Source organism: Streptomyces spiramenti (assembly GCF_012034385.1).
Lineage (GTDB): Bacteria > Actinomycetota > Actinomycetes > Streptomycetales > Streptomycetaceae > Streptomyces > Streptomyces spiramenti.
The window spans coordinates 1-25108 of the sequence record NZ_JAAVJB010000009.1; the positions used below are offsets into that span (position 1 = coordinate 1).

General features: G+C 70.3%; 24 protein-coding genes and 5 pseudogenes. 8 read left to right on the forward strand and 21 right to left on the reverse strand.

Annotated features, from left to right (window positions below):
- Window positions 1-794: pseudogene (locus HCJ92_RS02400) on the forward strand (hypothetical protein); the annotation flags it as partial.
- Window positions 795-835: 41 nt separating this feature from the next.
- Here the strand turns inward: HCJ92_RS02400 and HCJ92_RS02405 are convergent.
- On the reverse strand, window positions 836-2047 hold the full coding sequence (locus tag HCJ92_RS02405) for an MFS transporter (RefSeq protein ID WP_167931698.1): 1212 nt from the start codon (window positions 2045-2047) through the stop codon (window positions 836-838).
- Between the two features lie 106 nt (window positions 2048-2153).
- Here HCJ92_RS02405 and HCJ92_RS02410 point away from each other — a divergent pair, with 106 nt between their 5' ends.
- Window positions 2154-2717, forward strand: coding sequence for a helix-turn-helix domain-containing protein (locus tag HCJ92_RS02410; RefSeq protein WP_167931699.1), 564 nt, complete (start codon window positions 2154-2156; stop codon window positions 2715-2717).
- A 154-nt stretch (window positions 2718-2871) separates the two neighbouring features.
- Here the strand turns inward: HCJ92_RS02410 and HCJ92_RS02415 are convergent, their stop codons facing one another.
- From HCJ92_RS02415 to HCJ92_RS25735, 7 genes and pseudogenes are all read right to left on the reverse strand, one after another.
- The gene (locus tag HCJ92_RS02415) at window positions 2872-3219 is read right to left on the reverse strand and encodes a hypothetical protein (RefSeq protein ID WP_167931700.1); all 348 of its coding nucleotides are present in this window, start codon (window positions 3217-3219) and stop codon (window positions 2872-2874) included.
- Between the two features lie 165 nt (window positions 3220-3384).
- Window positions 3385-3777: a PIN domain-containing protein gene (locus HCJ92_RS02420; protein WP_167931701.1), complete on the reverse strand. Its 393-nt coding sequence runs from the start codon at window positions 3775-3777 to the stop codon at window positions 3385-3387.
- Complete coding sequence (locus HCJ92_RS02425) at window positions 3765-4025, reverse strand: type II toxin-antitoxin system Phd/YefM family antitoxin (RefSeq protein ID WP_167931702.1); 261 nt, start codon at window positions 4023-4025, stop codon at window positions 3765-3767. The genes HCJ92_RS02420 and HCJ92_RS02425 overlap by 13 nt, the downstream gene beginning before the upstream one ends.
- Window positions 4026-4150: 125 nt before the next feature.
- Window positions 4151-4399 carry a hypothetical protein gene (locus HCJ92_RS02430; protein WP_167931703.1) on the reverse strand — a complete coding sequence of 83 codons (249 nt, stop codon included), beginning with the start codon at window positions 4397-4399 and terminating at the stop codon, window positions 4151-4153.
- A 34-nt stretch (window positions 4400-4433) separates the two neighbouring features.
- Window positions 4434-4631, reverse strand: coding sequence for a DUF6011 domain-containing protein (locus HCJ92_RS02435; protein WP_167931704.1), 198 nt, complete (start codon window positions 4629-4631; stop codon window positions 4434-4436).
- A gap of 347 nt (window positions 4632-4978) precedes the next feature.
- A complete protein-coding gene (locus HCJ92_RS02440; RefSeq protein WP_167931705.1) occupies window positions 4979-5386 on the reverse strand; it encodes a hypothetical protein in 408 nt (135 codons plus the stop codon).
- 53 nt (window positions 5387-5439) lie between these two features.
- Window positions 5440-5535: pseudogene (locus HCJ92_RS25735) on the reverse strand (SDR family NAD(P)-dependent oxidoreductase); the annotation flags it as partial.
- Between the two features lie 470 nt (window positions 5536-6005).
- Between HCJ92_RS25735 and HCJ92_RS02450 the strand changes: the two are divergent.
- On the forward strand, window positions 6006-6374 hold the full coding sequence (locus tag HCJ92_RS02450) for an STAS domain-containing protein (RefSeq protein ID WP_167931706.1): 369 nt from the start codon (window positions 6006-6008) through the stop codon (window positions 6372-6374).
- 43 nt (window positions 6375-6417) lie between these two features.
- Here HCJ92_RS02450 and HCJ92_RS02455 read toward each other — a convergent pair whose 3' ends face one another.
- Window positions 6418-7365 carry an AraC family transcriptional regulator gene (locus HCJ92_RS02455; protein ID WP_167931707.1) on the reverse strand — a complete coding sequence of 316 codons (948 nt, stop codon included), beginning with the start codon at window positions 7363-7365 and terminating at the stop codon, window positions 6418-6420.
- A 255-nt stretch (window positions 7366-7620) separates the two neighbouring features.
- Complete coding sequence (locus tag HCJ92_RS02460) at window positions 7621-7995, reverse strand: VOC family protein (protein WP_167931708.1); 375 nt, start codon at window positions 7993-7995, stop codon at window positions 7621-7623.
- A 111-nt stretch (window positions 7996-8106) separates the two neighbouring features.
- Here HCJ92_RS02460 and HCJ92_RS02465 point away from each other — a divergent pair, with 111 nt between their 5' ends.
- The gene (locus tag HCJ92_RS02465) at window positions 8107-8499 is read left to right on the forward strand and encodes a winged helix-turn-helix transcriptional regulator (protein WP_167931709.1); all 393 of its coding nucleotides are present in this window, start codon (window positions 8107-8109) and stop codon (window positions 8497-8499) included.
- Between the two features lie 730 nt (window positions 8500-9229).
- On the opposite strand, the gene HCJ92_RS02470 is transcribed toward HCJ92_RS02465, so the two are convergent.
- From HCJ92_RS02470 to HCJ92_RS24605, 4 genes and pseudogenes are all read right to left on the reverse strand, one after another.
- A complete protein-coding gene (locus tag HCJ92_RS02470; protein ID WP_167931710.1) occupies window positions 9230-9643 on the reverse strand; it encodes a GNAT family N-acetyltransferase in 414 nt (137 codons plus the stop codon).
- Between the two features lie 137 nt (window positions 9644-9780).
- Window positions 9781-10575, reverse strand: a pseudogene (istB, locus tag HCJ92_RS02475) (IS21-like element helper ATPase IstB).
- 118 nt (window positions 10576-10693) lie between these two features.
- On the reverse strand, window positions 10694-10855 hold the full coding sequence (locus HCJ92_RS24245; protein ID WP_209310634.1) for a hypothetical protein: 162 nt from the start codon (window positions 10853-10855) through the stop codon (window positions 10694-10696).
- Window positions 10856-10904: 49 nt separating this feature from the next.
- Entirely contained in the window at window positions 10905-11372 is a 468-nt protein-coding gene (locus HCJ92_RS24605) for a Mu transposase domain-containing protein (RefSeq protein ID WP_245240499.1), read from the reverse strand.
- Between the two features lie 278 nt (window positions 11373-11650).
- Between HCJ92_RS24605 and HCJ92_RS02485 the strand changes: the two genes are divergently transcribed.
- Complete coding sequence (locus tag HCJ92_RS02485) at window positions 11651-12220, forward strand: hypothetical protein (protein WP_167931711.1); 570 nt, start codon at window positions 11651-11653, stop codon at window positions 12218-12220.
- Between the two features lie 382 nt (window positions 12221-12602).
- Here the strand turns inward: HCJ92_RS02485 and HCJ92_RS02490 are convergent, their stop codons facing one another.
- Window positions 12603-13196, reverse strand: a complete 594-nt coding sequence (locus HCJ92_RS02490; RefSeq protein WP_338053980.1) for an MmyB family transcriptional regulator — start codon at window positions 13194-13196, stop codon at window positions 12603-12605.
- Between HCJ92_RS02490 and HCJ92_RS02495 the strand changes: the two are divergent.
- Both HCJ92_RS02495 and HCJ92_RS02500 read left to right on the forward strand, forming a co-directional pair.
- Window positions 13131-13577, forward strand: a pseudogene (locus HCJ92_RS02495) (zinc-binding dehydrogenase); the annotation flags it as partial. The gene HCJ92_RS02490 and the pseudogene HCJ92_RS02495 overlap by 66 nt on opposite strands.
- A 31-nt stretch (window positions 13578-13608) precedes the next feature.
- Complete coding sequence (locus HCJ92_RS02500) at window positions 13609-13998, forward strand: SDR family NAD(P)-dependent oxidoreductase (protein WP_167931712.1); 390 nt, start codon at window positions 13609-13611, stop codon at window positions 13996-13998.
- Between the two features lie 255 nt (window positions 13999-14253).
- Here the strand turns inward: HCJ92_RS02500 and HCJ92_RS02505 are convergent, their stop codons facing one another.
- The 4 genes and pseudogenes from HCJ92_RS02505 to HCJ92_RS02520 form a co-directional block, all read right to left on the reverse strand.
- The gene (locus HCJ92_RS02505) at window positions 14254-15024 is read right to left on the reverse strand and encodes a transposase (RefSeq protein WP_167931713.1); all 771 of its coding nucleotides are present in this window, start codon (window positions 15022-15024) and stop codon (window positions 14254-14256) included.
- Between the two features lie 29 nt (window positions 15025-15053).
- Window positions 15054-15784, reverse strand: a protein-coding gene (locus tag HCJ92_RS02510) for an IS5 family transposase (protein WP_420824660.1) whose coding sequence is annotated in 2 segments (ribosomal slippage) — window positions 15054-15496 and window positions 15496-15784 — 732 coding nt in all. Because the reading frame shifts where the segments join, the coding sequence is not laid out codon by codon here.
- A 301-nt stretch (window positions 15785-16085) separates the two neighbouring features.
- Window positions 16086-16852, reverse strand: a pseudogene (locus tag HCJ92_RS02515) (transposase family protein).
- Window positions 16853-17623: 771 nt separating this feature from the next.
- A complete protein-coding gene (locus tag HCJ92_RS02520; RefSeq protein ID WP_167931714.1) occupies window positions 17624-18295 on the reverse strand; it encodes an Abi family protein in 672 nt (223 codons plus the stop codon).
- Window positions 18296-19427: 1132 nt separating this feature from the next.
- Here HCJ92_RS02520 and HCJ92_RS02525 point away from each other — a divergent pair.
- Window positions 19428-23078, forward strand: coding sequence for a glycoside hydrolase family 9 protein (locus HCJ92_RS02525; RefSeq protein WP_167931715.1), 3651 nt, complete (start codon window positions 19428-19430; stop codon window positions 23076-23078).
- Window positions 23079-23618: 540 nt separating this feature from the next.
- Here HCJ92_RS02525 and HCJ92_RS24610 read toward each other — a convergent pair.
- Together HCJ92_RS24610 and HCJ92_RS02535 are read right to left on the reverse strand one after the other, a co-directional pair.
- Window positions 23619-24041 (reverse strand): chorismate mutase family protein, encoded by a 423-nt coding sequence (locus HCJ92_RS24610; RefSeq protein ID WP_245240501.1) that lies wholly within the window; start codon window positions 24039-24041, stop codon window positions 23619-23621.
- Complete coding sequence (locus HCJ92_RS02535; protein WP_167931716.1) at window positions 24038-24883, reverse strand: SAM-dependent methyltransferase; 846 nt, start codon at window positions 24881-24883, stop codon at window positions 24038-24040. The genes HCJ92_RS24610 and HCJ92_RS02535 overlap by 4 nt, the downstream gene beginning before the upstream one ends.
- Window positions 24884-25108: the final 225 nt, after the last annotated feature.

The following is a 25108-nucleotide window of genomic DNA, read 5'->3' on the forward strand; positions in this document are numbered from 1 at the left end:
GCACCGGGCGGCGCGCGCCGGACCGACCCGCCCGCGTGTGGAGAGCGACGCGCGTGGCCGCCGCCCTCGCGGCGGTCGCCGTGGCGGCGGCGATCGCGTCCACGTGGATCGGCGGCGCGGGGAGCGGCGGCGGTTCGTCCGCCTCGGATGCCCGGCCGGGTGAGAACGCGCCCGACGGCGACCTGGTCGGTGACGAGGCGCCGTTCACCGTCCATGTCCGCCCGTACGCCTACGAGCATCCCTGCGACCAGCGGCTGCTGGTCGACCGGCCTCCCACGTCCGTCGCCCCGCCGCCCGAAGGGGGCGACGTCACCGACTGGGTCCGCGGCCACGAGGCCGTTCCCGCCGACGAGCAGCGCGTCGGTCTCACCGTGCAGGGAACGGGCGCCGACACCGTCGTGCTGGAGGCCGCGCACGTCAGGGTGGTCGAGCGGTCGACCCCGCTGACCTGGGACGAGTACGCGCTGGCCCGCTACGGCTGCGGTGGCACGGTCCATCCCAGGCCGCTCAGTGTCGACCTGGACAGTGCCAACCCGGTGCTCGACCCGGGGGAGGAGCAGCAAGGGTTCCCCTTCACCGTCGAGGAGTCCGACCCCGAGGTGCTCTTCGTCACCGCGCTGACCGCCGGTCACGACGTCGCCTGGGACCTGACTCTGGAGTGGTCCAGTGGAGGCCGCAGCGGCACGGTCCGGGTCGACGACGGGGGCGCCCCGTTCCGGACCAGCGCGTCGGGCGGGACGACCCAGTACTCCTACACCTCGGGTGTCGAGTGGGAACCCCACCTCCGGGAGTGAGACCTCGCCGGGCGGACCACCGAATCCGAAGCGCGCCGGGTTCAGTCGCCCGGGCCCGGGTCCGGCCCCCGCCGCCTCGCCCCGACCAGGGACGTGACGGCGACGAGCAGCGTGGCGACCCCCATGACCAGGGCGCCACCGCCCAGCGCGATCGTCGTCCCGGTGACGGCGAGCAGTCCGCTCACGGCGATGACCCCCAGTGCGTTGGCGGTGCGCATGAAGGCGAACACCTCCGCGCGGCGGTGTTCGGGCGCCAATCGGTCGAGGACCAGGGAGAAGTAGGTACCGAGCGGTGGCAGGAAGAACCCCACTGCCGTCGCACCGAGCAGCGTCAGCCAGATCGGCCCCTGGGCAGCCACGGTGGCCGCACCGAGGGTGGTGGCCCCCAGGAACGCCAGCACCTGGGGCCGGTCCGGCATCCGGTTACGGACGCTGACCCACACCCCGCCCGAGATCGACCCCAGACACAGTGCCAGGGCGAAGACGAACCCCCAGCCCGCCTCCAGGCCGTACCGCAGCGCGAGGGACACCGCCCCCACCTCGACGGCGGCCACAGCCCCCGCGACCGAGGCCGTGCAGAAGAGCCACAGGTACACGGGTGCGCCGAACCGCGCCGACGGCACGCCGGCCGGTGGCGGGGCGTGCACCCCCGTTGTCCGCGGGATCAGGAGGACCGGGGCCATCCCCGTGACCGCGAGGCCCGCCACGGCCCCCGCGGGTGAGAACGACCCGGCCACCGACGCGACGACGGGGGCCGCGGCGAACGTCGCCTCGTTCAGCGTGGCCGCGATCCCCAGCGCCCGAGGCAGCTTGTCGGGTGCGGCGACGTGGTTCAGCAGCAGGCGCAGGTACCCGTACGCGGCCCCGTTCACGGCACCGGCCGACGCAGCCGCGGCCATCACCAGAGCGAAGGGTGCCCCGGCCGACGCCAGGGCGGCGACGAGCACCAGGCCGAGGGTGCGGACGACGATCAGCACCCGCAGGTAGCCGACCGCGTCGAACCGCACGCCGAGCCGCGACAGGGGCAGCGCCGCGACCACCTGCGCGGTCGTCATCGCCGCGACCAGCGCCGCACCGTGGGAGGCGGAGCCGGTCAGCGGCAGCGCCAGGAGAGCGAACGCGATGGGTGCCGCCGCCTGCGGCACCCCGAAGGTTCCGTAACCCGCCAGCCAGCGGACGAGCCCGGAACGGCCCGCTGTGACAGGCCGCCCACGGACCGTCGGATCGGCCCCCGTATCGTTGCGCTGCGTCATGCTGCCCCTTCACGCCGAACAGGTCCCTGACCGACGGACCGACGGCCATCAATGCCACGGTGCGCACTATATTGCCCATTCGGGTGGTGGATCTCCAGGAGGAGGAGTGACCGAGAAGCTGGACCCGGGCGTCGCGCGGGACATCGGCCGCCGTATCCGCGCGCTCCGCGAAGCGACCGGCATGAGCCTGTCCCGGCTGGCGGAGGTCAGCGGCGTCAGCCGCCGCATGCTGACGCATATCGAGCTCGGGCAGGCCAATCCCAGCATCGGGACCGTGGACAAGGTCGCCGCGGCGCTCGGGACGACCTTTCCCGGCCTCCTCGGCGTCGTCGACCACGCGCCGCCCTCGGGAGTGCAGATCTGGTCGACGCCGGCCGACAGCTGGGCCTACCTGCTCCGGGCCGTCGAGACGCGGGACCTCTCCGTCGAACTGTGGCGCCTGCGCCTCGTCGGTGACGAGGTCCACTCCGTGGGGGCGACGGCCGGTGCGCCCGACTCCATGCTCCACGTGCTGGAGGGAAGCGTGCGGGTCGCCACCGGCGAGCGGGAGTCGGTGGTCACCGAGGGGCACTCCGGTACGCTCGACGGCGAGTCCGAGCACCGCCTGACAGCGGTCACCCCCGTGGCGGCGTTCCTCCGCGTCGTCATGGTCCCGCGAGCGCACCACTGACGGGCCGGTCGGCCCGAGGGCGTCTCACTCCGGTGGCCACCGCGGCACGCGTCGAGTGGTGCGGTGTCCGGCTCGGCGCTGCGGGAGGTCCCGTGTGCGCGCGACCGTCCCGGGCGGCGACGCGGCGGTGCGATCCGCCCGGAGCGGCGGCAGGTCAGGCCGTGTCGTCCCGAGGGGCGAGCTCGACGAGCGGGGCCAGCGCGTGGAGCACTGTGTGAAGGTTCCTCCCGGCCTCTATCAGTTCGGCGGCGTGACGCACCACGGTGCCGACCGGCCTCCGGGCGGGGTCGGGGCCCGAGCAGCGGGCCGCGAGTCGCAGTTCCAGTGCGAGGTACTCGCCGAACTGCTCGTGCAGGGCAGGGGTGCGGCGGGCCGTGGCACACGCCCGCCGCACCGAGCGCAGAGCCACCGCGTCGCCCGCGTCGGCGGTCAGGCCGCCGGCGGTCATCTGCATGCGGACGCTGCCCGCCTCCAGCGCCAGCACCGCCACGTCGTCGTCCATGGAGCGCGCCTACCCAACGAGCGGCATGGTGTGCCCCGCCCCGGCACCAGCCCCCGGGAAGGCGTGCGTACGCGGCAGCCGGGGTGGGGGTGGGGTGGCCGCTGCGCGCCTCGTCCCGCTTCGAGGGCCGCCCTCCGGCTCGCGACCGACAGTGCAGGAGGGGCCTCAGGCGACGGCGACACCCGGGAGGTCGTCGAAACCCGCCTTGCCGTCGGTGGTCATGACCGCACGGGCGGTACCCGCCGCGGTGGCGGCGATGATCAGGTCATGGGCGCCGCGCGGCCGTCCCTCGCTCCGGACGTGGGCGAGCAGCCGGGCGTGGGCACGGGCGATGTCGAGCGTGTAGTCCTCGACGGGGATCACCGCGAAGACCAGGTCGGCGAACTCCTGCCGCCGCTGTCGCAGCTGCGGTGCTTCGGCGCGCTCCACGCCCGTCAGGAGCTCCGCGCCGGTGACGGCGGCTATGGCGAGATCCGCGTTGCGGCTGAGGTGACCGAGGTCGAGCCTGCCGCGCTCCGCCTCGATCAGGATGCCGGTGTCGAGGATCAGTCGTTCCACGGGTCGTCCTGCATCAGCAGGTCGCGGGAGCCGAGGACGTCGTCCGCGTACGCGGGGTCGTCCTCCGGGTGGCGGGCGCGGAAAGCCGTGAGCGCGTCGGCGAAGTCCCCGCCGTTGGCGACGGGGGCCGGCCCTATCAGCGCGAGTCGTCGTCCACCTCGGGTGATCACGATGGTCTCTCCGTGTTCCGCCCTGTCGAGGACGCTCGCGAAGTTCCGCGACGCCTCGGAAGCCGTCATGAGTCGCATGGATTCAGAATATCAGAGAGCGCCTGTTCCGGGCGGGGACATGCGGGCCCTGCTGCACCCCGCCCCCCGCACGCCGCTCGCCCCGGCCGGTCGCAGCCGGAGGCAGGCCGCGGCGCGATCACCGGCTACGGACTGTCCCCGGCCCAGTCCCACAGCTCCGGTGCGCCCGCGCGCGGCCGGTAGTGCGCGCGACCGCCGGACCCGTACTGGCCGATCTCGGTGGTGAGCGCCGCACCGTCGGCGAGGTCGGCCGGCTCGCGACCGGTGATGTCGAGCAGCAGGCCGTCAAGTGGGCCGGCGCACAGCTCGACGTACCGCCGACCCGCTTCGGGGGCGGCCTCGTCGTGGTCGCTGCCGTAGACACGTCGCTCCATACCGGGATGGTCGCAGCAGCCACTGACAGTCCCGTCACAGACCCGGCAGCGCGTCCTGACGGATGTCCACCGGACGAGGCGTCGGCGCCTCACGGATGTGCAGCTTGGCGCGGCAGCCTTCGCCGAGCTGCCACTGACGGGCGAGGGTGGTGGTGAGCCGGCGTCCGCACAGACGGCACAGCGCGGGTGGTCGGGGATCGCCGGGCGGCACGTCCGGAAGTGGATCGGTCATGGAACCGGTTTAGCAGAGCGGGTGGGCTGCAGATGTCCCCGCACCGGGCCGTGGCGAAACCGGCCGTCGCCTCGTCGCGCGGAGACTCCCTGATCGGCCCTCACTCACCCGGCCGACCGCCCCCGTGACCGGCTGCGCGGTCGCCGACCGGGGAGCACGTGTGGCGCTCCACCTCGTCAGCCCGTCGTCCTCCGCGCCCGAGCGTTCGACGTCCGGGGCGACAACGCCGCCCTCGGCGAAGAGCCCGACCGGGTCGTCTCCCTGTCACCCGTGGCCGGACCACAGGAGTCCGGTGGTCCGGGCCGGGCGGCCCCTGACGACGCGACAGCCCGGCCTCCGGCGGTGCGTCAGGCTCCCCGCGGTTGCGCCGGGCGTCCGGGGTCGAGCAACCGGTCGGCGGCGGACCTGCGCAGCTTGCCGGAGGAGGTCTTCGGGAGCGTGCTGGGGCCGAGGATGTGGACCGAGGCCGGCCGAACGCCCAGCGAGTCCACCACGCGGCTGGTGATGAGCCCGCGCAGCAGCCGCTCCTGCTCGGCGCCCCCCGCGTGCCGGGACTCCGCCAGGACGGCGAATCGCTCCCGCTCCGAGCCGGCTTCCAGCCTGACGGCCGCCGTGTTGCCGGCACGTACCCCCCTCGACCGAGGAGGCTGCGTTCTCGATGTCGATGGGTAGATGTTGCGGCCCCCGATGATGATGACGTCCTTGGCCCTCCCGCAGACGACGGTCTCGCCGTCGGACAGGTAGTCCAGGTCCACTTGGAGGCGTGGAGGAAACCGGCCCCGGGGAGGGAGAAGTGCGCACCCATCGACGTCACGTTGACGATGCGTCCGGCGTTGTCCCGCCGCATGGCGGGAACCACGAGCTGCGACAGGCGGCACAGGCCGAAGAAGTTCGTCTCGAACATCCGGCGTCCCTCGTCCGGGTCGGTCCTCTCGCAGGCCGCCTGGATACGCGTAGGCCGCGTTGTTGACCAGGATGCCCACGGCTCCGTGCTCGGCCTCCACCCGGCGGACCGCTGCGGTGTGATCCGCCGCCCATTGCTTCTGGTGCCCGGTCCTTGGGGGCGAGCGCGGCGTGCGACACGGGACGCGTCGAGGCGGGCCGGGGGAGCGAAGCGACCTCCGGGGTCCCGGGCAGGCTCGATGTGGGCGAGCGCACGTACCAACGGGCACCGCCGAGGGCGGAACGGCTGTCGCGGCCGATGCTCCGAGGACACGAAGCGCGGCACCCTCGGACCGGCGGCAGCCCTGCCGCCCGGTCCGCAACTGCCCGGTCGGCCGGACGAGTCGCAGCCTGCGTGGCTCGCGTCGGCCTGGCTGCCGGAAGCACGCGGCCCCGGCGGGGCGGGGCGCCGAGGTCTGTCACGGTGGGGGCGTGGAGAACCCCGGCGGCAACCTCGTCGTCATATCCGTCCCGTTCCGCAACCCGGCCGCGCACGTCCTGGTGCTCCGCGGTCGCGCCGACGGGCAGGCCGTCGGCCTGGAGGCGCACTTCGACCACGCGCTGGCCGGCGGTGCCCCGCTGATCGTGGACCTCGCCGCGCTGACCTTCGGCGACAGCACGCTGCTGCGGCTGTTGCTGGCGGCCCGCGCGCAGTGCCAGGTCCTTCTGGTCGGTCCCCTCGGGCCCGCCTTCGAGCGGCGCCTGGCCACCACGGGTGCCGCCGGCCTCTTCGCCGTCGCGCCTACCCTGGCCGCGGCCCTGGCTGCTCTTCCGTCCGCCCCGGACGGCCTGGAGGCTTGACGATGCGTGCCGTCCTGTTGACGGTCGACGCCGAGCCCGTGCGTCAGTCGACGGTGTCCGGGGGAGGCTGCCGCCGCAGGGTGGACGAGGGCGGGAAGCCGTAGGTGAGCCGGTAGGCGGCGGCGAACCGCCCCGGGTGGGTGAACCCCCACCGCGCCGCGACCGTCGTGACATCGGCGTTCCGCGGGTCGGCGGCCCGCAGCTCCTGGTGGGCGCGGTCGACTCGCACCTGTCGCAGGTATCCCAGCGGCGTGGTGTCGAGGTGGCGCTGGAACGCGTACTGCACGGCCCGCGGTGTGACGAGGGCCGCACCGGCGATGTGGGACAGGCCGATCGGTCGCTCGGCGTTGTCCTCGATGAACCGCATCGCCCGTCGCAGGGTCTCGGTGTCCGCCGTCTCGCTGCGCGGGGTCCCGGGCCGGGGCAGGGCGGTGCCGAGCACCGCGGCCAGGTGTCTGATCCCGGTGACCGCCGACAGCGGGTCGCTCTCCGGCCCCGCGAGGACGACGTGTCGAAGATGGTCCAGGGCGGCGGAGACCTGCCGACCCACCTCGGGGACCGCCGCCCCGGGCCCGGCCGCCGGCACCGTGTCGTCCGTGCCGGAGAGGGCGTCCCCGCCGAGCAGCACGGGGTCGAACGTCGCCACCGTCGCCTCCATCTCCCGCGCGGTTCCGCTCCGCGGCACCGCGCAGTCGGTGACCAGGACCGCCGAACCGGCCCGGTAGGTGTCGTGACGACCGCCGGTCGTGTCGGTGAAGGCCCCCGCGTGGACCGCGAGGAAGCCGACCCGGTTCGGCACCGCGTCGACCGCCAGGTCGACCGCGCCGTCCAGCGACAACTCGGCGTAGGAGAAGTCCTCGCTCTCCCACCGGCGGGCCTCGCCACGGGCCGGTTCGGGGGGCGCCGCCCGCAGGCGCTCAGGGGGGCAGACCTGGGAGAGCGGCCACCCGGTGGCAGCGGGGCCGGCCCTCTCGATCCGAAAGCTCTCCATGTGGCCCTCCCGCCGCGACCGCTGCCCGCCCCTGACAGTGTGCCCCCGGCTACCCGCGGCCCCACACCCGTGAGGGCGCGGGTGTCGTGAACAGGCCGTGACAACGCCCGCGCCGTCGGTGCGCCACGCGGCACCCGGGAACCCGGCCGGGCCCGGCGCGCCGCCCGCAGCGGCTGGTGCGTCCACGACGCCCATGCCCCCGACGCACGGTCCGTCCGCGGCCCGCGGGCAGCCGCCGGGACGCACCGCCGACCGCTACGCCCCGAGCACCTGACGCAGCACCTCCGGCTTCCACTCCACGTACTCGGCCTCGGCTCCGCCACGATGGCGTGCGTAGAGAAAGCGGCCGGTGGCACTGGTCGCCTCCTCCGTGGTGATCTGGGCACCCGCTTCCTCCAGCGCCGCACGCGTCTGATCCAGGTCCGGGACAACCACCGTGGCCGTGGCATGCGCGTACCGGGCCCGTTCCTCGGCCGGCCCGGCGACGACCAGGAAGTCCCCGATGGCCGCGAGTTCGATCGCGCCGAAAGCGAACCGCAGATCCGGGCGCGACCCCGTCAGCCGCTCCAGCAGGGGGAGGGTCGCGCTCATGTCGTCGGCCCACAGGCGCGCGTAGGTCTTGAGGATCACGGTGACTCCAGGGGACGTTCGGTCCGGATCGGTATCCAGCAGATACGGACTAACCTTAGGAGAGTAAGCTCCCACCTGGAAGAACGCACCTTTCCGTGAGAAGGGCACCCCGTGGTAACCGACAACCCGGCACGCGACCCGGCCGACACCGACCTCACCCGCGCCGACTCGCTGGCCCGAGAAATCTTCGCGGGAGTCGCCAACAAGTGGGCGTTGCTGCTCATCAACGTCCTGGCCGACCGCACCCTGCGCTTCACCGAGCTGCAGAAGCAGGTCGGAGGCATCAGTCACAAGATGCTGGCCCAGACGCTGCGACACCTGGAACGGGACGGACTGGTGGACCGGACCGTGCATCCCGTGGTGCCGCCACGTGTCGAGTACCGCCTCACCGAGGCCGGCCAGGCGCTTCGCGCCACGGTCAACGGCATGTGCGCCTGGACCCGCACCTATCTGGACCACATCGAGGAGGCCCGGCGCCGGTTCGACTCCACCCGCGCGGGCTGACCCGCCCGCCACGCGGCCCGCGGAGGGGACGGCCCACCGCCGGTGGCGGTCCCCGGCCCGCGCAGGGTCGCTCCCACTGCCCCGCCAGGGCTTGATCCGACCGCGTCCCGGCTCCGCGTGACGCGCCCCGCGCGCCCGAGCCGCGGCTCCCTTCCTCACTGGTCGGACCGGGTCCGCTCCGGAGGGCAGCGTGAGTAGAGCAGAGGAGATGGCAGCCGGGGCGTGGGCTCCGCATCGTCATGCTGGGATTCCTCGTGATGACGGCATGCCTGCTCGTGACGACCCTCGCTCTGGGCCAGTGGAGAACGGCTCTGCTGAGCGCCGTGCCGATGCTCCCGGTTGTCGCCGGATGCGTCTACTACCTGAGGTCGCCTGCGTAGGTGACCGCCGAGCGGAGCTGTGCAACTGACTACTCTGCTCGGCCGCGGCGATCGGTGGCGGTCCTGGGACTCGTCAGCAGCGTGCCGCGAGCCCCTGCGGGGTCCGGCACGGCCCGCTCGGCCTGGCCGCTGGCTTCGTTGGTCTCTGGGAACAGCGTTTGTCGACCGGTTCTGGAGGCGGTTGGTGATCCTCCAGCTCGCGGATGTCGATGAGAAATGACGGTGCTGTCGTGTCTGGGGATGCGGGGGGGCCAGCCGCCCGTCAGGGCGGCTGGCCGTCGAAGGCGGGAGTAGTGGCAGAGGTCGACCGGAAGAAGACCGGGGGCGGTTCAGGCCGCGTATGAATTGGTTCACGGCGCCATGTCACGCAGGTCTGGGCGGTTCCTGGGCAGTCCGAAGCCCGCCATCTCCTTTTCCTCGTAGGACAGGAAGCCCAGACTCCGGTAGAACGCGTGGCTGCGCTTGCCCTCCGGTGACGCCTCGTGGTCCGTGGACAGGAGGAAGAAGCGGCAGTGCGAGTAGCGCGGCATGAGGTCCTCGATCAAGGCCCGGCCGATGCCCTGCCTGTGATACTTGGGGTTGACCACGACGTCCTGGACGTAGCAGATGTGCTCGTCGTCAGAGATGGTCCGGGCCAGTCCGAGGAGCGTTCCTGAACCGTCTCGTGCCGTGATGACGAGGTGTGAGTTCAGCAGGCCGCGGCAGAGCTTGTCGACGTCTTTGGTGTAGCCCTCCCAGCCGACCGAGTCGTAGAGGCTGAGCATCTCCTCAGGATCGAAAGCATCCTCTTTCGCTAGGAACACACCAAACCCCTATGCGGCGGTACCGCTTCTGATGACGAACTCGACACCGCATCTGACTTCACGCTCGTCCGGCACGTCAAGATCGGCAACCACCGAACTCAGCCGGCCTTGGCGGGTTCCTCGGCCCGGGCTCGGGTGCTGGCGAGGCGGTAGGAGTCGGTGCCGGTCTCGATGATGGTGCCGTTGAAGGTGAGGCGATCCACGATGGCCGCGCAGAGGCGGGGGTCGGTGAAGGTCTTGGTCCAGCCGCCAAGGACTCGTTCGAGGCGGTGGCGACGCTGTTCTTCTCCTCGCGTTCCGTCAGCACCTGGAAGAGGAGCTCGGCGCCGCGGCGGTCCAGTTCCGTGTAGCCGAGCTCGTCGATGCAGAGGAGGTCGACACGGCCGTAGCGGGCGATGGTCTTGTTCAGCTGCTTCTCGTCCGCCGCTTCGACCAGTTCGTTCACGAGCTTCGTGGCCAGCGTGTAGCGGACGCGGTAGCCCTTCATGGCTGCTTCGGTGCCCAGGGCGATGAGCATGGGGGACGTGCCGGTGCCGGAGTCTCCGATCGGGCGGAGCGGCTGGCTCTTCTTGATCCATTCGCAGCTGGCGAGGGTGCGGATGGTGGCTGCGTCGATGTTGGGGTTCGCGTCGATCGAAGGGCCGCAGGGACTTCTCCCCCGGGAATCCGGCCGCCTTGATCCGCCTCTCCGAACGGCGGCGGGACCGGTCGTCGCACTCGGTCATCAGCAGTTCGGCGAGGAAGCCCCGGTAGGTCATCTGATCCTTCACCGCCCGGTCGGCGATGTCGGAGAACTCGTTGCGGATCGACGGCAGTCGCAGGAGCCGGCAGGCGCTGTCGATGGCGGCGTCGGCGGCCTGCTCGGTCAAGCCTCGCTGGCGGGTCAGGGTCACTGAGCTGATTCCAACCTGCCTGGCGGGTAGTGCGGTTGAGCTGACAACGTGGTGAAGCCCCTGGTAGACGGGTTCACGACCAAGATTCCCTCGCCCACCAGAGGCTTCGTGTGCTTGTCTACCCGTCCGGGCTGGGTGTGTCCAGTTCTGCTGTGCGCCTGCTGTCGACCGGGGACGTCACCGTCGCCGGCGGCTGACCGAGGCCCTGGGCGTCCGGTGCGGGCTCGGTCTCGGCCTGAGCGGCCTTGCGGGCCTCCAGCGCGACCACGTCCGCGGTCATGGCCCCGCCCGCAGAGCAGCGGCCAGGCCGGCGACACCATGCTCGTGCGTCATGTGGACTCCGAGCAGCAGCATCTCGATGAGAGTGCGCGGGTGTCGCCCCGCTCGCCGTGGATCTCCATGGCCTGGGTCCACCAGGCGTCGTGTATCGGGGTGAACTTGCCCGCCGAGCGGGCCTGTTCGAGAGCGGTCGAGCCGGGGAATGCGCCAGGCTTGCGGACCAGGACCTCCAGACAGTGGTCCAGGTCCAGGCGGACGACCCCTTTGGCGATCAGCCGCTCGTGCCGGGCCACCTCCACATTCTGATCGTAAACCACCAGGTGAGAGGCGTGAAGGATGACCCTCACCCGCTTGCCGATCAGCCGGATGGGGACCGAGTGCCGGTTCGTGCGGACCGGGATCTGGCCGTCGCGGTCGACGGGCCACGACCGGTCGACACCCACCACGGTGACCAGGAGCACGGCGAGGTCGAGGTAGCCCCGGAAACGGGGCCGCCCACTCCGCCGGGTCCAGCGCACCGTTGCGCGCGGACGTCCTCCGAGGCCTGGGGGTCGTCAAGACCGGCACGGCGGACCAGGTGCAGTGGCTCACCGCCCCGCACCTCACTTACCGCCACACCAACAAGACCCAACACACCCGGAGATGACCGAGGACGAGCGCGCCGAGTGCTGCGGCTGACCCGAAGGTCGGCGGCACCGGCCGGGCCCGCCCGCTGTTCGCAGGCGGGCGCGCCCCGGGGGCAGAGCCTTGTAGTTTGAGAGCGACTGATCCGCCGACAGGACCCGGGGGCCCTGAGATGCTTCGCCGAACCATATTTCCCACTCTTCTCCTCTCGCTCGTACTCACCGGCTGCGGCTCCTCCGGTGAAGCCGCGGCCCCGGAGGAGCCGCAGAACCCGGGGCAGGGGCAGGGCAGTCCCGCAGTGGAGAGCGAGGACGAGGGGGAGACCGACGCCGCGGAAGATGACGGAGCGGAGAGCGACGGGGCGGACCAGGCGGGCGGGCCGGACGCGTGGGAGACCCCCGAGGAGGCGTACCGTTCGTGGCTGACGGCCTCACGTCTCCCGGACGCCGAGCTGGCCTGCGGCTACCTCACCGACGAGCTGGTCGAGAAGATGCTTGCCGAGATGGAGGCGAACGGCTATCCCCCGGTCAGCGGCTGCGAGGAACTCACCGAGGCGACTGCCGAGATGTACCGGGCCTTCGGCGTCAGCGATGAAGTGACCGTCGAGATCGTCTCGGAGACCCACACCACTGCGACCTTGTTCGTCACCTACGTCGACGGTGGCGACTGCGGCACGATCGACATGGAACGCACCACCCGAGGTTGGGTCATCACCGACCAGTCCGAGGAATGCGCGGCGTAGCGCCTGGCCCGACGCCCGGCCCCGCCCCCCCCACGCGCCGTCTTGGGCAGCGGAGCGCCCGCTGCCCAAGATCAGGGAATCCCGGCGGATGGCACGCTCCAGCCGACCTCCGCGCCGAGGGCGTCGGTGCTGAGCGACTCAGGCGCTGGGCTCGCGGGTGTTGCCAGGTTCCTGTGCTCAGGGGCGTTCCAGCCCCGGTAGATCGCCGTGAGGCCGGCGGGTCGCGCAGGCGCTGAGTGCTCCGAGGCTTCGGGCGTTGAAGAGAACTGTCCGACGGCACCTCCGCGTGCGTACCGCCGCCGGCTGCGCTGCGCCGACGGTGTGGGCCGCGGTCGCCCGCCGGCCTTGCGGGGGGCCGTGAAGTGTTGGGGGCGGGGGTGCGTCAGCCGGAAGTGGCGGGCGGCGGGCTGTCCTGTGGTGCTTCTGTCGGGTGGGTGCTCTTGTGGTCTGCGGGCGCGGCGGTCCAGATGCCCAGGAGCCTGAGCTGGTCCTCGGCGGCGCTGCCGGGTGCGGCGGTGTACAGGGTCATTCCGTCGCCGTCCCGGTGGTGCAGGGGAAGTGTCAGCGACTGGTAGATGAGCTCCAGCCGGCCGGCTTCGGGATGGTGCAGCTTCTTGGTGCCGTCGTGGTGGATGCGCACGTCGTGGGAGGCCCAGACGGTGCGGAAGGTGGTGCTGAGTGTGGACAGGTCGCCGATGAGTTCGCGCAGGGCGCGGTCGTGCGGCCGGCGCCCGGCCTCGGCGCGTAGCAGTGCGGCGGTGGAGGCGTAGGCGGTGTCCCAGTCGGTGAAGAAGTCCTGGGCCCCGGGGTCGAGGAAGGTGTAGCGGGCTATGTTGGCCCGCCCGTGCCTGGCGGCGGTGCCGCTGGTGAAGACGGGGGCGTACAGGGCCCTGCCGAGAGCGTTGTGGGCCAGGTCACCGTCCTGTCGCGCACGCTGGCCAAGAAGGACGACGGCCTCACGCTCGGCGCGGACCACTACTACGCCACCGAGGACGAGGCCACCTTCGAGACGCTCGCGGGCCGGTTCGACCTGATCCTCAACACCGTCTCGGCTGGTCTGGACCACGGCAAGTACGTGAACCTGCTCGACGTGGACGGCACCCTGGTCATCCTGGGCGCCCCGACCGAGCCGGGGCAGGTGGACGCCATGTCCCTGCTGGCGTTCCGGCGTTCCATCGCGGGCTCGGCCAACGGTGGTATCCCTGTCACGCAGGAGATGCTGGACTTCTGTGCCGAGCACGGCATCGTGCCGGAGACCGAGCTGATCGGCGCCTCGCAGATCAACGAGGCCTACGAGCGGGTCCTGGCCTCCGACGTGCGGTACCGATTCGTCATCGACGCCGCCACCTTCGCCTGAGCCCATCACCCACCAACCGGGGGAGACCCTTATGGTTGCCGTCCTCGTCACCGGATCGACCGAAGGGCTGGGGCGCAGCACTGCCACGGCTCTCCTGGACCAAGGCCATCACGTGGTCGTGCACGCCCGCACCCGAGCGCGGCTGGCTGCCGTCCAGAACCTGCTGGACCGCGGGGCGTCCGCAGTGGTAGGCGACCTCGCCGAACTCCGGCAGGTGCGCGACCTGGCCGAGCAGGCCGAGGAACTGGGGCCCTACGACGCCGTCGTCCACAACGCCGGCGTCATGCACGGTGGGCTATGGCCCGCGACACCGGAGACGCCCTTTCCCCGGGACTTCCGGCGTCACGCCACATCGCGCCAAAGCAACGGGCCCGGTCGAGCGCTCCCACCACCGCGGCCCTGCCACGGTCCCTCCTGGTGACCGCGGCGGTCCACACCCCCAGCTCCTCCAAGACAGCCCGCTGCTCCTCGGAGAGGCCGACCTTCGGGTGCGGGTGCTCGCGCGCCATATCCCAAGCATCACCGTCATCTCCTGGCTCTCGACGACGACCGTCTTAGAGCTCGTAACACGATCATGGGGTGGTGTTCTTCAGGCGCCTGAAGCAGATGAGTGAGCAGGCTAAAAGTTGTCCCGTAAATGATGTCGAGCGTGCTGGCTGACCTGGTTGTACGCCGGTCAGCCGGTGAGGGTGAGGTTGTGTAGGCGAGCGATGCCGAGCATGGCGTGGTGGACGCCGTCGCCTTTCAGGCGGCAGTCGCGGAGGATCTTCCAGGTCTTCATGCGCGCGAAGGTGTGCTCGACGCGGGCGCGTACCTGGCGGTGCGAGGCGTTGTGCTCCTGCTTCCAGGCGGGCAGTTCGGTCTGGCCGGGGTCACGGCGGTGCGGGATGAGCAGGCCGGTGCCGCGGTAGCCGCCGTCGGCGATGACGGTGGCGCGGCCGACGGCGGCCTTGGGGCCGGACAGTTCCCAGGCCTTGCAGTCGTTGCGGTTGCCGGGTAGCGGCCGGCCGACGGCGACGACCAGCCGGGTATCGGCGTCGATGACGACCTGGTGGTTGGTGGAGTAGCGGTAGTTCTTCGACTGCTCGGCGACGGTGTGGTCGCGGGTGGGCACCAGGGTGCCGTCGACGATGAGTACGGTGTCCTTGCGGAACCGTTTGCGCGGCTGCAGGGCCAGGGCCGGTCCGAGGTGGTCGACGATGCGGTCGGCGGCGGACTTGGAGATGCCGAACAACGGGGCGAGCTGCCGCAGGGTGAGGTTGGTCCGCCAGTAGGCGGCGACCAGCAGCACCCGGTCCTCCAACGGCAGGCTCCACGGCCGGCCCCTGCGCACCGGGTCCGCCCCTTCGCGTCGCAGCGCGGTGACCAGCTTGCCGAACTGCCGCGGGCTCAGCCCAGCGAACGGGACTATCCAGGACGGCTCCGACGCCGTGATCACACCAGCCACCGCAAGATCATCTCACCGCTGACCTGCACTTACGGGACAGGCCTTAGGGAGACGAGTGCGTCGTGGAGTTCGAGTCGGCGTTCCCATCGGGTTGCCAGGCGCTTGAAGTGGTGGAGGAGGGCGAAGGTCTGCTCGACGACGTAGCGGAGCTTGCCCGGGCCGTGGATGTCTGCCTGGCCTTTGCGGGAGATGACCGGGAGGATGCGGCGTTTTCGCAGTTCGCGGCGGTTGGGGTTGCTGTCGTAGCCCTTGTCGCCGAGGAGCGCGTCGGGTCGTTTGCGGGGGCGGCCGGGTCGGCCGGCGACGGGTGGGATGCCGTCCACGAGGGCGAGGGTCTGGGTGACGTCGTTGACGTTGCCGCCGGTGGTGATCACCTTCAGTGGTGTGCCGTTCCCGTCGCAGATCAGGTGGTGTTTACTGCCCCTCTTCCCCCGGTCGACCGGCGACGGGCCGGTCCCGGCGCCCCCTTTTTCGCCCGGATGTGGGAGGCGTCCACGCAGGCCCGGGACCACTCCAGCTCACCTGCGGCGTGCAGTTCGGCCAGCAGCAGACGGTGCAGCTGGTCGAAGACCCCGGCCTCCTGCCACCGCCCCAGCCGCCGCCAGCACGTCTGCCCGGAACCGAAGCCCAGTTCAGGCGGCAGGTGATGCCAGCGGATGTCGTTGTAGAGCACGAACAAGATGCCCTGCAGGCACAGCCGGTCATCCAGCGGTCTCGGACCCGGCGACCGCTCCGGCCACCGCGGCAGCAACGGCTCCATCCGGGCCCACAGTTCATCCGACACGATCCACGGCTTGTCACCCACACCAACACGAACGGCCAAACCGCCACCCCGGTCACGCCCACCAGCCCCACATCACAAGATCGTGTTACGAGCTCTTACCGGCACCCGGGGGCGCCCCCTGTGCAGGACGTTGTCGACCGACCCGAACGGACCGGTGACGTCGGGGGCAAACGTGCCTCGTCCCGTGATCGGGCAGGTGTTGAAGTCGAAACGAGCGGAGCGACGCAACAGCAGGTTCCCGGGCTGCGGTGTCAGCTCCCGGCAAGGAGCGGTTTCATCATGCTGTTGAGCTGGCCAGATGCAGGGTGAGGACGGCTTGGACGAGGGCGGTGATGCGGGTGGTTGAGCACCGCAGCTTCCGGAGGAGTCGCCAGGACTTGAGGGTGGCGACGGCCTGTTCGACGAGTGCGAGGCTCTTCGCGTGGGACCGGTTGACCGCCTGCTGGCCTGCGGAGAGGGTGTCCCACCGTCCCCAGTACGGGGTGCGTACTGTGCCGCCGGCGCCTCGGTATCCCTTGTCGGCCCAGCACGCGATACCTGCCTCGGTGAGGGTGTCGACGATGCCGTGTTCGCGAGCTGCGCGGAGGTCGTGGACAGCGCCGGGTAGAGCGGGTGAGGCCCACAGCAGCCGGCCGTAGGGATCGGCGAGGACCTGCACGTTCATCCCGTGCTTCTTGTGCTTTCCGGAGTAGAACGGCCGGTTCGTGGCGATGCGGTCGATCGGCAGGAGCGTGCCGTCCAGTAGCACGAACGCTCTCGCTGAGGCAGTCCGTGCCGCCTCGGCGAGGCTCGGAGCGAGAGCGGCCATGGCCTCCACGGCCTCGGCGATGTACCGGTAGGCGGTCGTGGTTCCGATGCCGAATCCGGCGCGAGCTGGGCGTAGGGGCGGGGCGTTGCGGAGGTGGGCGAGGGTGAGCAGGGACCGGCGCCCGTGTTCAGGCGTCGCCAGCGGGTTCCGATTTCCACCCGGCGTCGGCGTAGCTCGGTCGACAGCAGGCGCAGGGCAGAGCTGGACACGTCCAGCCCTGACGGGTAGACAAGCACACGAAGCCTCTGGTGGGGCGAGGGAATCTTGGTCGTGACCCCGTCCACCAGCGGCTTCACCACGTTGTCAGCCCAACCGCATTACCCGCCAGGCAGGTTGGAATCAGCTCAAGGACTCGTCCAGGGGCGGTCGGCGTGGGTGGGTTGCCCCGCAGACCGGCCGTGACCTCTCGCCCCGCCGCGCGTTGAGTTTGTCGGGGCCGCCGGGCGCCGGCCCCGGACACATACCTACGCCTCGGTGTCCCAACCCGCCTCACCCTCCCCCGAGAAATGCGGCGGGAGCGCCCCACACGACCCTGCGGGGCCGACCTTGCCCCTGAGGTGACACGGGCGGCGCGGCCGCAACCAGACGCCTGGGATCGCCGCCTCCCCGCACTCTCCAGCGCCTGGCCTGACGCGCCGACCACCACGCCCCCTCACCCTCCTCCAACTCCTCTCCGCCCACCGCCACCGCGGTCGACCTCTACGCCACCACCACTGCCCTTGCCTTGCTGTTGGCCGGCGGCCTACCGCGCAACGCCTCCACCAAGCGCTGACCTCAACGATCGTCATTGGCGCAACCGCAGCCTTCCGGTCCCTGACCGCCGCCCCCCGCGGTATGCCGCGGGGCCGACCCGGACCGGCAGCCCCGTCCCCCAGCCAAGGCCGACCGGGTGGCGATCCGTGAACTGTGAGCCACTACTGACGCCCGCCGCCGAGTCGGCCCCGTACTGAAATGGTGCAGGCGCGCCGTGAACCGGCCGCGCCCCGTACACCGGCCGCGGGCGGGTGTCAGGGGCGGCGGGCCAGGATGTCGTTGATGCGGGAGGTGTCGGCGACCCACGTTGCGGCGAGCGGTGTGATGAAGCCGAGTACCGCATGAATATCGTTCCGGCGGTCTTCGAGCGGCATGTGCCAGATTCCCTCGTGGTGCGCGATGCGGTTGCGGAACGTGTGCAGCCGCTTGATCGGGTCCTCCACCGTGGTCACGGCACGATTGGGGGCGTAAGGGAAAGCGCCTGCGAGGTCGGGCCACAGGGTGGTCTTGTACTGGCGGGCCAGCAGAAAGCGCCAGAACCCGAAGCTCAGCTCTGCGATGACTTTCCCACGCGGCGTGGCCGAGGTGCCGCCTCGACCGGCGCGATCCCGGGCTTGGGCGATATCGGCACGGGCCCTGCTGCTGAGGGGCACCTGCTGGTCGATGTACCACTCGGTAGCCCGGCCGCGGCGCTCCTGGCGGGCCACGAGCTGGGCGTCCAGCGCGTTGCGCAGCATGATCTCCAGGTGCCCGATCGGTTCGAAGAACGCCGCGGAGATGTTGCTGTTCCACCGGTACAGCGCGAGCGCGGCGGTGGCATCGCCGCCGCAGGCAGCCAGGTAGGGGCTCATCCTGTCGGGGCTGATGAGCTCGATGAGGGCTTTGCCGTCGGACGGCTCGAGGTCGGCAAAAGGCGTGCTGTGCATCGTGGGGCAATCATAGGTATAGTCAGCGACGAAGACCCTGGGATCGTCCCTGGTAGTCCTCGCAAGGGGACAGGCCACACCTCCAGGGTTCAGACGTTGGCTGAGGGCCGCACGGTTTCCACTGTGCGGCCCTCACGCATGCCACCCCACGGGGCCGCCCCGGGCCGCGCCCACGAGGGCCGCGGGACGTACGGGGCCACGGGCAGTACGGGTAAGGGCAAGCACCAGAGCACCAAGGCTCAGGCCGTGGCCGTCGAGGCGTATTGGGGCCGAGCGATTCGGTCTGCTCGGCGATGATGTCCCCACCTCCTGCCACCAGCTCCAGCACGCCGTGCCGCGCCTCCGTTGCGGAGGCCGCGGCATGGCCCGGTCCACGCCGACGTGCTCCGAGGCAGACACGCCGCCGGTGCCTGGAGTGGTAGCGACGTGCCTGGCCGGGGCGGGCGCTCACGTCCTTCACGACCGGCGAGCCGACTAGGCAGTTTCGTTTGGGTCAGGTGGCCCTTGGTCCGGCTGTGCCGTTGCTGACGCGCAGTGGGCGCGGATCGAACCGCTGCTCTAGGACCGGGTGCCGGAGCGGGGTGGCTGCTGGAGTGACCATCGTGAGGTGGTCGATGCGATCGCCTTTACGTTCCGGGCCGGCACTGTGTCGGTGCACCTGCCGGAGAAGAGCGGCCGGTATGCGCCGGAGCTGTCTATGGCTGCGGATGTGGGTCGTCCGCGGCACCTGGGAGCGGGTGTTCACCGCACTGGTGGCCAGGCCGACGCGGACGAGGACCGCGGGTGGGCCGCCTCGGGCGACGCCGCGATCGTGCGTGCCCATCAGCCCGCCGCGTCTGCCCGGGCCTGGGCGGCCCGCAGTATCCGGCCCGGCGTCCCTCGTCTTCGGGGCGCGGCCTGCACGTGAATCGTGCCTGTCGCGGAGCGGAGCCGGAGGTCCGCTGCAGCGTCGCACCCCGCGTTCTTTGTGTGCTTGTCGTGCTCTATGTGAGGGGAGGCTGAAAAAGGCTCGTGGTTCATGTGGATGTGATCAAGGTGTGTCAGTCTCGCGCGCCGGGCGTGAGGGCGCCCAGTTCCTTCGACAGTAGGGAGTTCTCCTGTGCGTGCGAGACGCACGAGCACGGTCTGGTGCATGGCAGTGGCACTGGTTCTGACCATGCTCACCGGGCCCGCTTCAGGCGCTACCGACACCCCACGCCCCTCCGAGAGCGGCACGTTCCATCTCCAGAACGCTGTCAGCGGCTACAACATGTCAGGCTCTGGCGACTGGGTCTCCACCCGCCGGCCCGGTGGCGACGGCGCCCAGGAGTGGAGGTTCAGCCGCAACACGAACGGCACCTACAAGATTCGGAACACCGGCCGCGACGGGGCGTGCCTGACCGAGAGGGACAACCCGGAAGGCGATGCACGGCTCGTCTTGCGGTCCTGCAGTTCGGACGGCACCGACTGGGAGCTGCGACACGAAGCGGGGGAGAAGTACCGGATCTACGTACCGGGGACCGGGCGCAGGTTGTGGGGTGAGCCGGTCATCGACTCCCACATGCAGGTCAAGATCACCGAGAACAACATCCCCCACCAGTCCTGGTACCTCACCTCGGTTGCTCCGGTACGCCATGCCATGCCGTCCGACCCCAGGTTCGACGATATGACGTTTCTGACGGCGCACAACGCCATGCACAACACGGAGGATCAGGACGTCCCGATCCTCTTCGCGCCTAACCAGCCGCATCGGGTGAGTACTCAGCTACGGGCCGGGGTGCGCGGGTTGATGCTGGACGCGCACTTCAGCAACGGCGGGGTGCGCTTCTGTCACGACATCACCGCGGTCGGCAACTGCCCCGTCGCGCGTCCAGGTGCCTTGTTCTTCGAGGACATCGCCGAGTTCCTCGAGGAAGACCGAGAAGCGGTGGTGACCGTCTTCCTGGAGGACTACACCACCGCCTCCCAGCTCAACGAGGAACTGAAGGACCTGCTGGGGCCCGGTAAGCCCCTGGCCGACAAGGTCTTCCGCCCTGACGCGGAAGGCGTGCGCGACCACGGTTGGCCCACCATCAGTTCGATGGTCGCCGCCGACAAGCGGCTGCTGCTGTTCACCCACGACGCGGCAGCCTCGAACTCCGGGAACGCGAAGAACGAGCTCGGCTTCATGAGCCAGCGGGACTGGACGGTGGAGAACCACTGGTCAATGACTCGGGGCGTGGTGGGCGAGAGCTGGGAATGCCACAGCCGGTGGGGCGAGGAACCGCACTCCCTCCCTCTCCTGAAGGAGGAGGAGAACTTCCGGCGGCTCTTCGTGATGAACCACTTCCGCGACGTGCCGATAGCCCCTGTCGCCAGGGCCGACAACGAGCAACTCGCCGAGCGCGCCGAGAACGTGTGCATGCCGGCAGCTCGCAAGAAGCCGAACTTCCTCGCCATCGACCAGTACAAGGACGGCGATCCGATCTCCGCTGTCCGGGAGCTGAACAGGTACGTCTACCACGGGGACACTCCGGGAATGGGCGGCACCGCACCGGAGGACGGAGAGGACGTCAGTGGGCCTCCCAGCGGCCAGCTACCGACCGGCGCTCTGCCCTCCTACACCGGCGGACAGCCTCGGCCCCAGCTGACCGAGCGACTCCTACCCAACGGCGACTTCTCCGAGACGGACCGGCCCTGGTGGGTGAATGCCGGGATGACCCCCGACATCGAGAGCGGGGCCTTCTGCGTGACAGCTCCCGCCTCGGCGCGGCCCTGGGACGTCATCATCGGGCACAACAGCATCTACCTGCCGCGCGGCGGCTCATACACGCTCAAGTTCCGCGCCAGGGCTGACAACGGGGCCAACATCGCACTCCAGGTGGCGCCCTTCGACAATCCCCGAAACGAAACCTACCTGGCCAAGTACCCAACTCTCACCACGAGCTGGCGCCAATACGAATACACGTTCGACATCGACTTCTCCGACTCCTACGTTCTGTCACAGCTGCAGTTCCGCCTCGGTGGTTCGAGCGAGTCGTACAGGTTCTGCATGGACGACGTCTCCCTCAACGGCGACCCATACGAACCATCGGCAGACACCGGCCCAGCCATCAAGGTCAACCAGCACGGCTACCTCCCCGACGGCCCCAAACGCGCCACCGTGATCACCCCCGACACCGGCCGGCTCCCGTGGGCCCTACGCCGAGTAGGCGGCAGCACCGTCGCCACCGGCCGCACCACCCCCGCGGGCCACGACGGATCAGTGGGCGCGAGAGTGCACGCACTCGACTTCAGCGACGTGCGGAACACCGGGCGCTTCGAACTGGTTGTCGACGGCGAGAAGAGCTACCCCTTCGACATCAGAGCAGATCTGTACGACGCCCTCCGAGTCGACTCCATGAGGTTCTTCTACCCCAACCGCAGCGGAATCGCCATTGACGGCGCCATCGCCGGCCCGGAATACGCCCGGCCCGCCGGGCACGTTGCCTCCTCCCCAGGCGGTGGTGACACCCGCGTCCCCTGCCAAACCCCGAAGTCCTACATGGACAACTGGACCTGCGACTACACCCTCGACGTCACCGGTGGCTGGTACGACGCCGGAGACCACGGCAAGTACGTGGTCAACGGAGGCATCGCCACCTACCAGCTCCTCTCCGCCTGGGAGCGGGCAGTCGCCGAAGGCACCCAGGCCCGACTGGGCGACTCCACCCTCGCCATCCCCGAGCGAGGCAACGGTGTCCCCGACATCCTCGACGAAGCCCGCTGGAACCTGGAGTTCATGCTCAAGATGCAGGTGCCCTCCGATAAGCCCCTCTCCGGCATGGTCCACCACAAGGTCCACGACGAGTCCTGGACCGGCCCACCCATGCTGCCCCACCAAGACCCCAAGAAGCGCCAGCTCCACCGACCCTCCACCGCCGCCACCCTCAACCTCGCCGCCGTAGCCGCACAGGGCTCCCGCATCTTCGCCGAGATCGACCCCGACTTCGCCGAAGAACTGGAGACCGCTGCCATACGCGCCTACAGCGCCGCCGAGCGCAACCAGGGACTGCACGCACCACGGGAGGACCGAGCAGGCGGCGGCCCCTACGCAGACGACGACGTCAGCGACGAGATCTACTGGGCCTCAGCACAGCTCTACCTCACCACCAAGAGCGACAAGTACCTCGACGCCGTGCGGGCCAGCCGCTACCACAAGGCCGGGGCTGCCTTCAACCACAACGGGTTCTACTGGGGCTCCGTAGCCGCGCTCGCCCAGCTCGACCTCGCCCGCTTCGGCAACGATCTCTCCGAACAAAACGACATCAGAACCTGGGTCAGCCGGGCAGCCGACCGACTGATCGCCTTCCAACAAGCCGAACGCTTCGGCCAGGCCTACACCCCGACCACCGGCAAATACGACTGGGGCTCCAACGCCTCCATGCTCAACAACCAAGTCGTCCTGGCCACCGCCTACGACCTGACCGGCGAGACCAAATACGCGGACGCCGTCTTCGAAGCCTTCGACTACCTCATGGGCCGCAACGGCCTCGGACAGTCCTACATCACCGGATACGGCACCAACGACTCCAAGAACCAACACAGCCGCTGGTACGCCAGATCCCTAGACGCCACCCTGCCCAACCCACCCGTCGGTTCCGTCTCAGGAGGCCCCAACTCCAGCCTCCAAGACCCCCTGGCCGCCTCCTGGCTCCACGGCTGCGCACCCCAGCTCTGCTACGTCGACAACATCGAAGCCTGGTCCGTCAACGAGATAACCATCAACTGGAACTCGGCCCTCGCCTGGGTCAGCTCCTTCGCCGCGGACGCGGCACGCCACTGAAAAGGGCAGGTGTCCCCTCCGAGGGGCGCACGGGACCCACCCACCCATCGAGGACAGGCACACCGCCGAGCGTCGCCCGCCCAGTCATCGCTGGCCGGCGGTGGCGCTGGCACCAAAGAGCGCAAAGCACGAGATGGAGGATGCCTGCGTTCTCGCGGCGCAGAAGACAGACCACGTCGGCGGCGAGAGCGATGACACCGGACTTGCATAGGTCGTCGATCACAGGACCGTACCCGAGCCAGTACTTCAGACGCTGGTTCCAGTGCGCAGCGATCACCACGGGCAACTGCACGCCGCGACGCCTGCCGACAGCCCGCACGATTGCGGGCACCTCCCACTTCCACGGCTCCGAGCGGGCGGCCGACCTCGCAGCCTGCAGCCCGCCGACCACCAGGGGCCGAAGGCCTTGCTTCCCCACGCAGCCGATGGGCGCGTCCCGCGCCAGCCGTTCCCATCTGCCTCGCTCACCTTCCCGACTCTCAGGTGCCTGACTGCCGCCTCACCCGCACTGGCCCCGCCACACGCACCGGCCACAAACCCCTATGCCGCACCATCTGAACCCATCTCAAACACGCTCTCAGGGGGGCGCTGCTGGCCTCGTTGGGTGAGCAGAAGGCCGAGGGCGGAGCCGCTGCGGCCGAAGGCGGCGTGGTAGCGCGCCAGGACGGCGTTCTCGCGCGCGAGTTCGACGGCGGGCAACCCTGCTGCCCGGCGTTGTGCAGCCAGCGTGATGCAGGCGTCGGTTCGCAGGCGGACCAGGGTGATGATGGTCTCGTCGAGTGCGTCGATGTGGGCGTGCAGCTCCGCTGCCGTCTGGTTCGGCCGCGCGTCTCCTCCCCGGTGCGCGCAGGGGGCGGCGCTCTGATGAGGGGGCGGCGCGGTGCGCGTCACGTGGGTCGGCCGGTCGCCGTGGGTCTGTTCGTCCAGCCGGGTGGTGGGCTCGTGGCCGTTGTGCCGGTTCAACGGGTGCCGGTGACCAGCAGTGCCGGGTGCACCAGGTAGTAGCCCGGCTCGTCCGCGATGTACTTCGGGCCGCCGGGTCGTAGCAGCGCCTCAGCGAGCTCGAGGTCCTCGCTGCTCATGCCTGCTTCCCGTCCCTTCGTCCGTGCAGCTCCCAGTAGCTCGGGCCACACAATGCTCTCCAGGTAGGCCCGTACGGTGGGGTCTTGGTCGACGGGGAAACCGGTCCGTGGCAGGACGTGGAGCCGCACGTCGGTGAGTCCGGCGTCGTGCATCCAGTGCACGTGCCGGGCGTAGTGGTCCGGGCCGTCTGCGGGGATGCCCCAGTTCAGCTCGGAAGCGGTCATCAACTGGCGTTCCAGCCTGGGGTGTCCGGGCAGGAACGTGGCGTTGTAGTAGTTGCTGGTGAAGAGCGCCAGGACGCCGCCGGGAGCCAGCGCGTCAGCCAGTTGTGCGACGGCCCGCTGCGGGGCCGGGACGTTGCCCGGCCAGATGACGTCGCCGGCCCAGATCGCATCGAACCGTTCTCCTGCGGCGGCCTGAGAGGCGACCGTGAGGAGGTCCGCAGCCTCGAACCGCACCCGGTCGATGACGCCCTCCGTGGCGGCGTGGCGGCGCGCGAGTGCGAGGGCGTCCTCGCTGCGGTCCACGGCGAGGACGCGGCCCGCGGGGCCGGTGGCACGGGCCAGTGCGACGAGGCCGCCGCCGGCCCCGGTGCCTACGTCGAGTACGCGCCGTCGGTCGCCCAGTCCGAGCCGGGCGACGGCCCGCTCGATGACAGGGGCCAGAAAAGCCCTGTTGACCTGCAGGTATGTGATGAGTCCGACTTCTTCGCCATGAGCCATGCCCGGCAGGCTACATGAACATCATTTTCAAGTAAACTCTATTGAAAACGATTATGGTTTGCATATGATGCTCGGTGGGCCGGCGAACCAGGCGGCGGTGCCGTCGCCTTCGCCCTGTCCCGCACCGCTCGCCCGCCGCGGTCCGGTTCGCAGGACCTCCGGGCTCGCGAGCCCTCCCGGCTTCCTCATCGAGAAGCCCGTACCGCCCACAGCAGCAAGGAACCA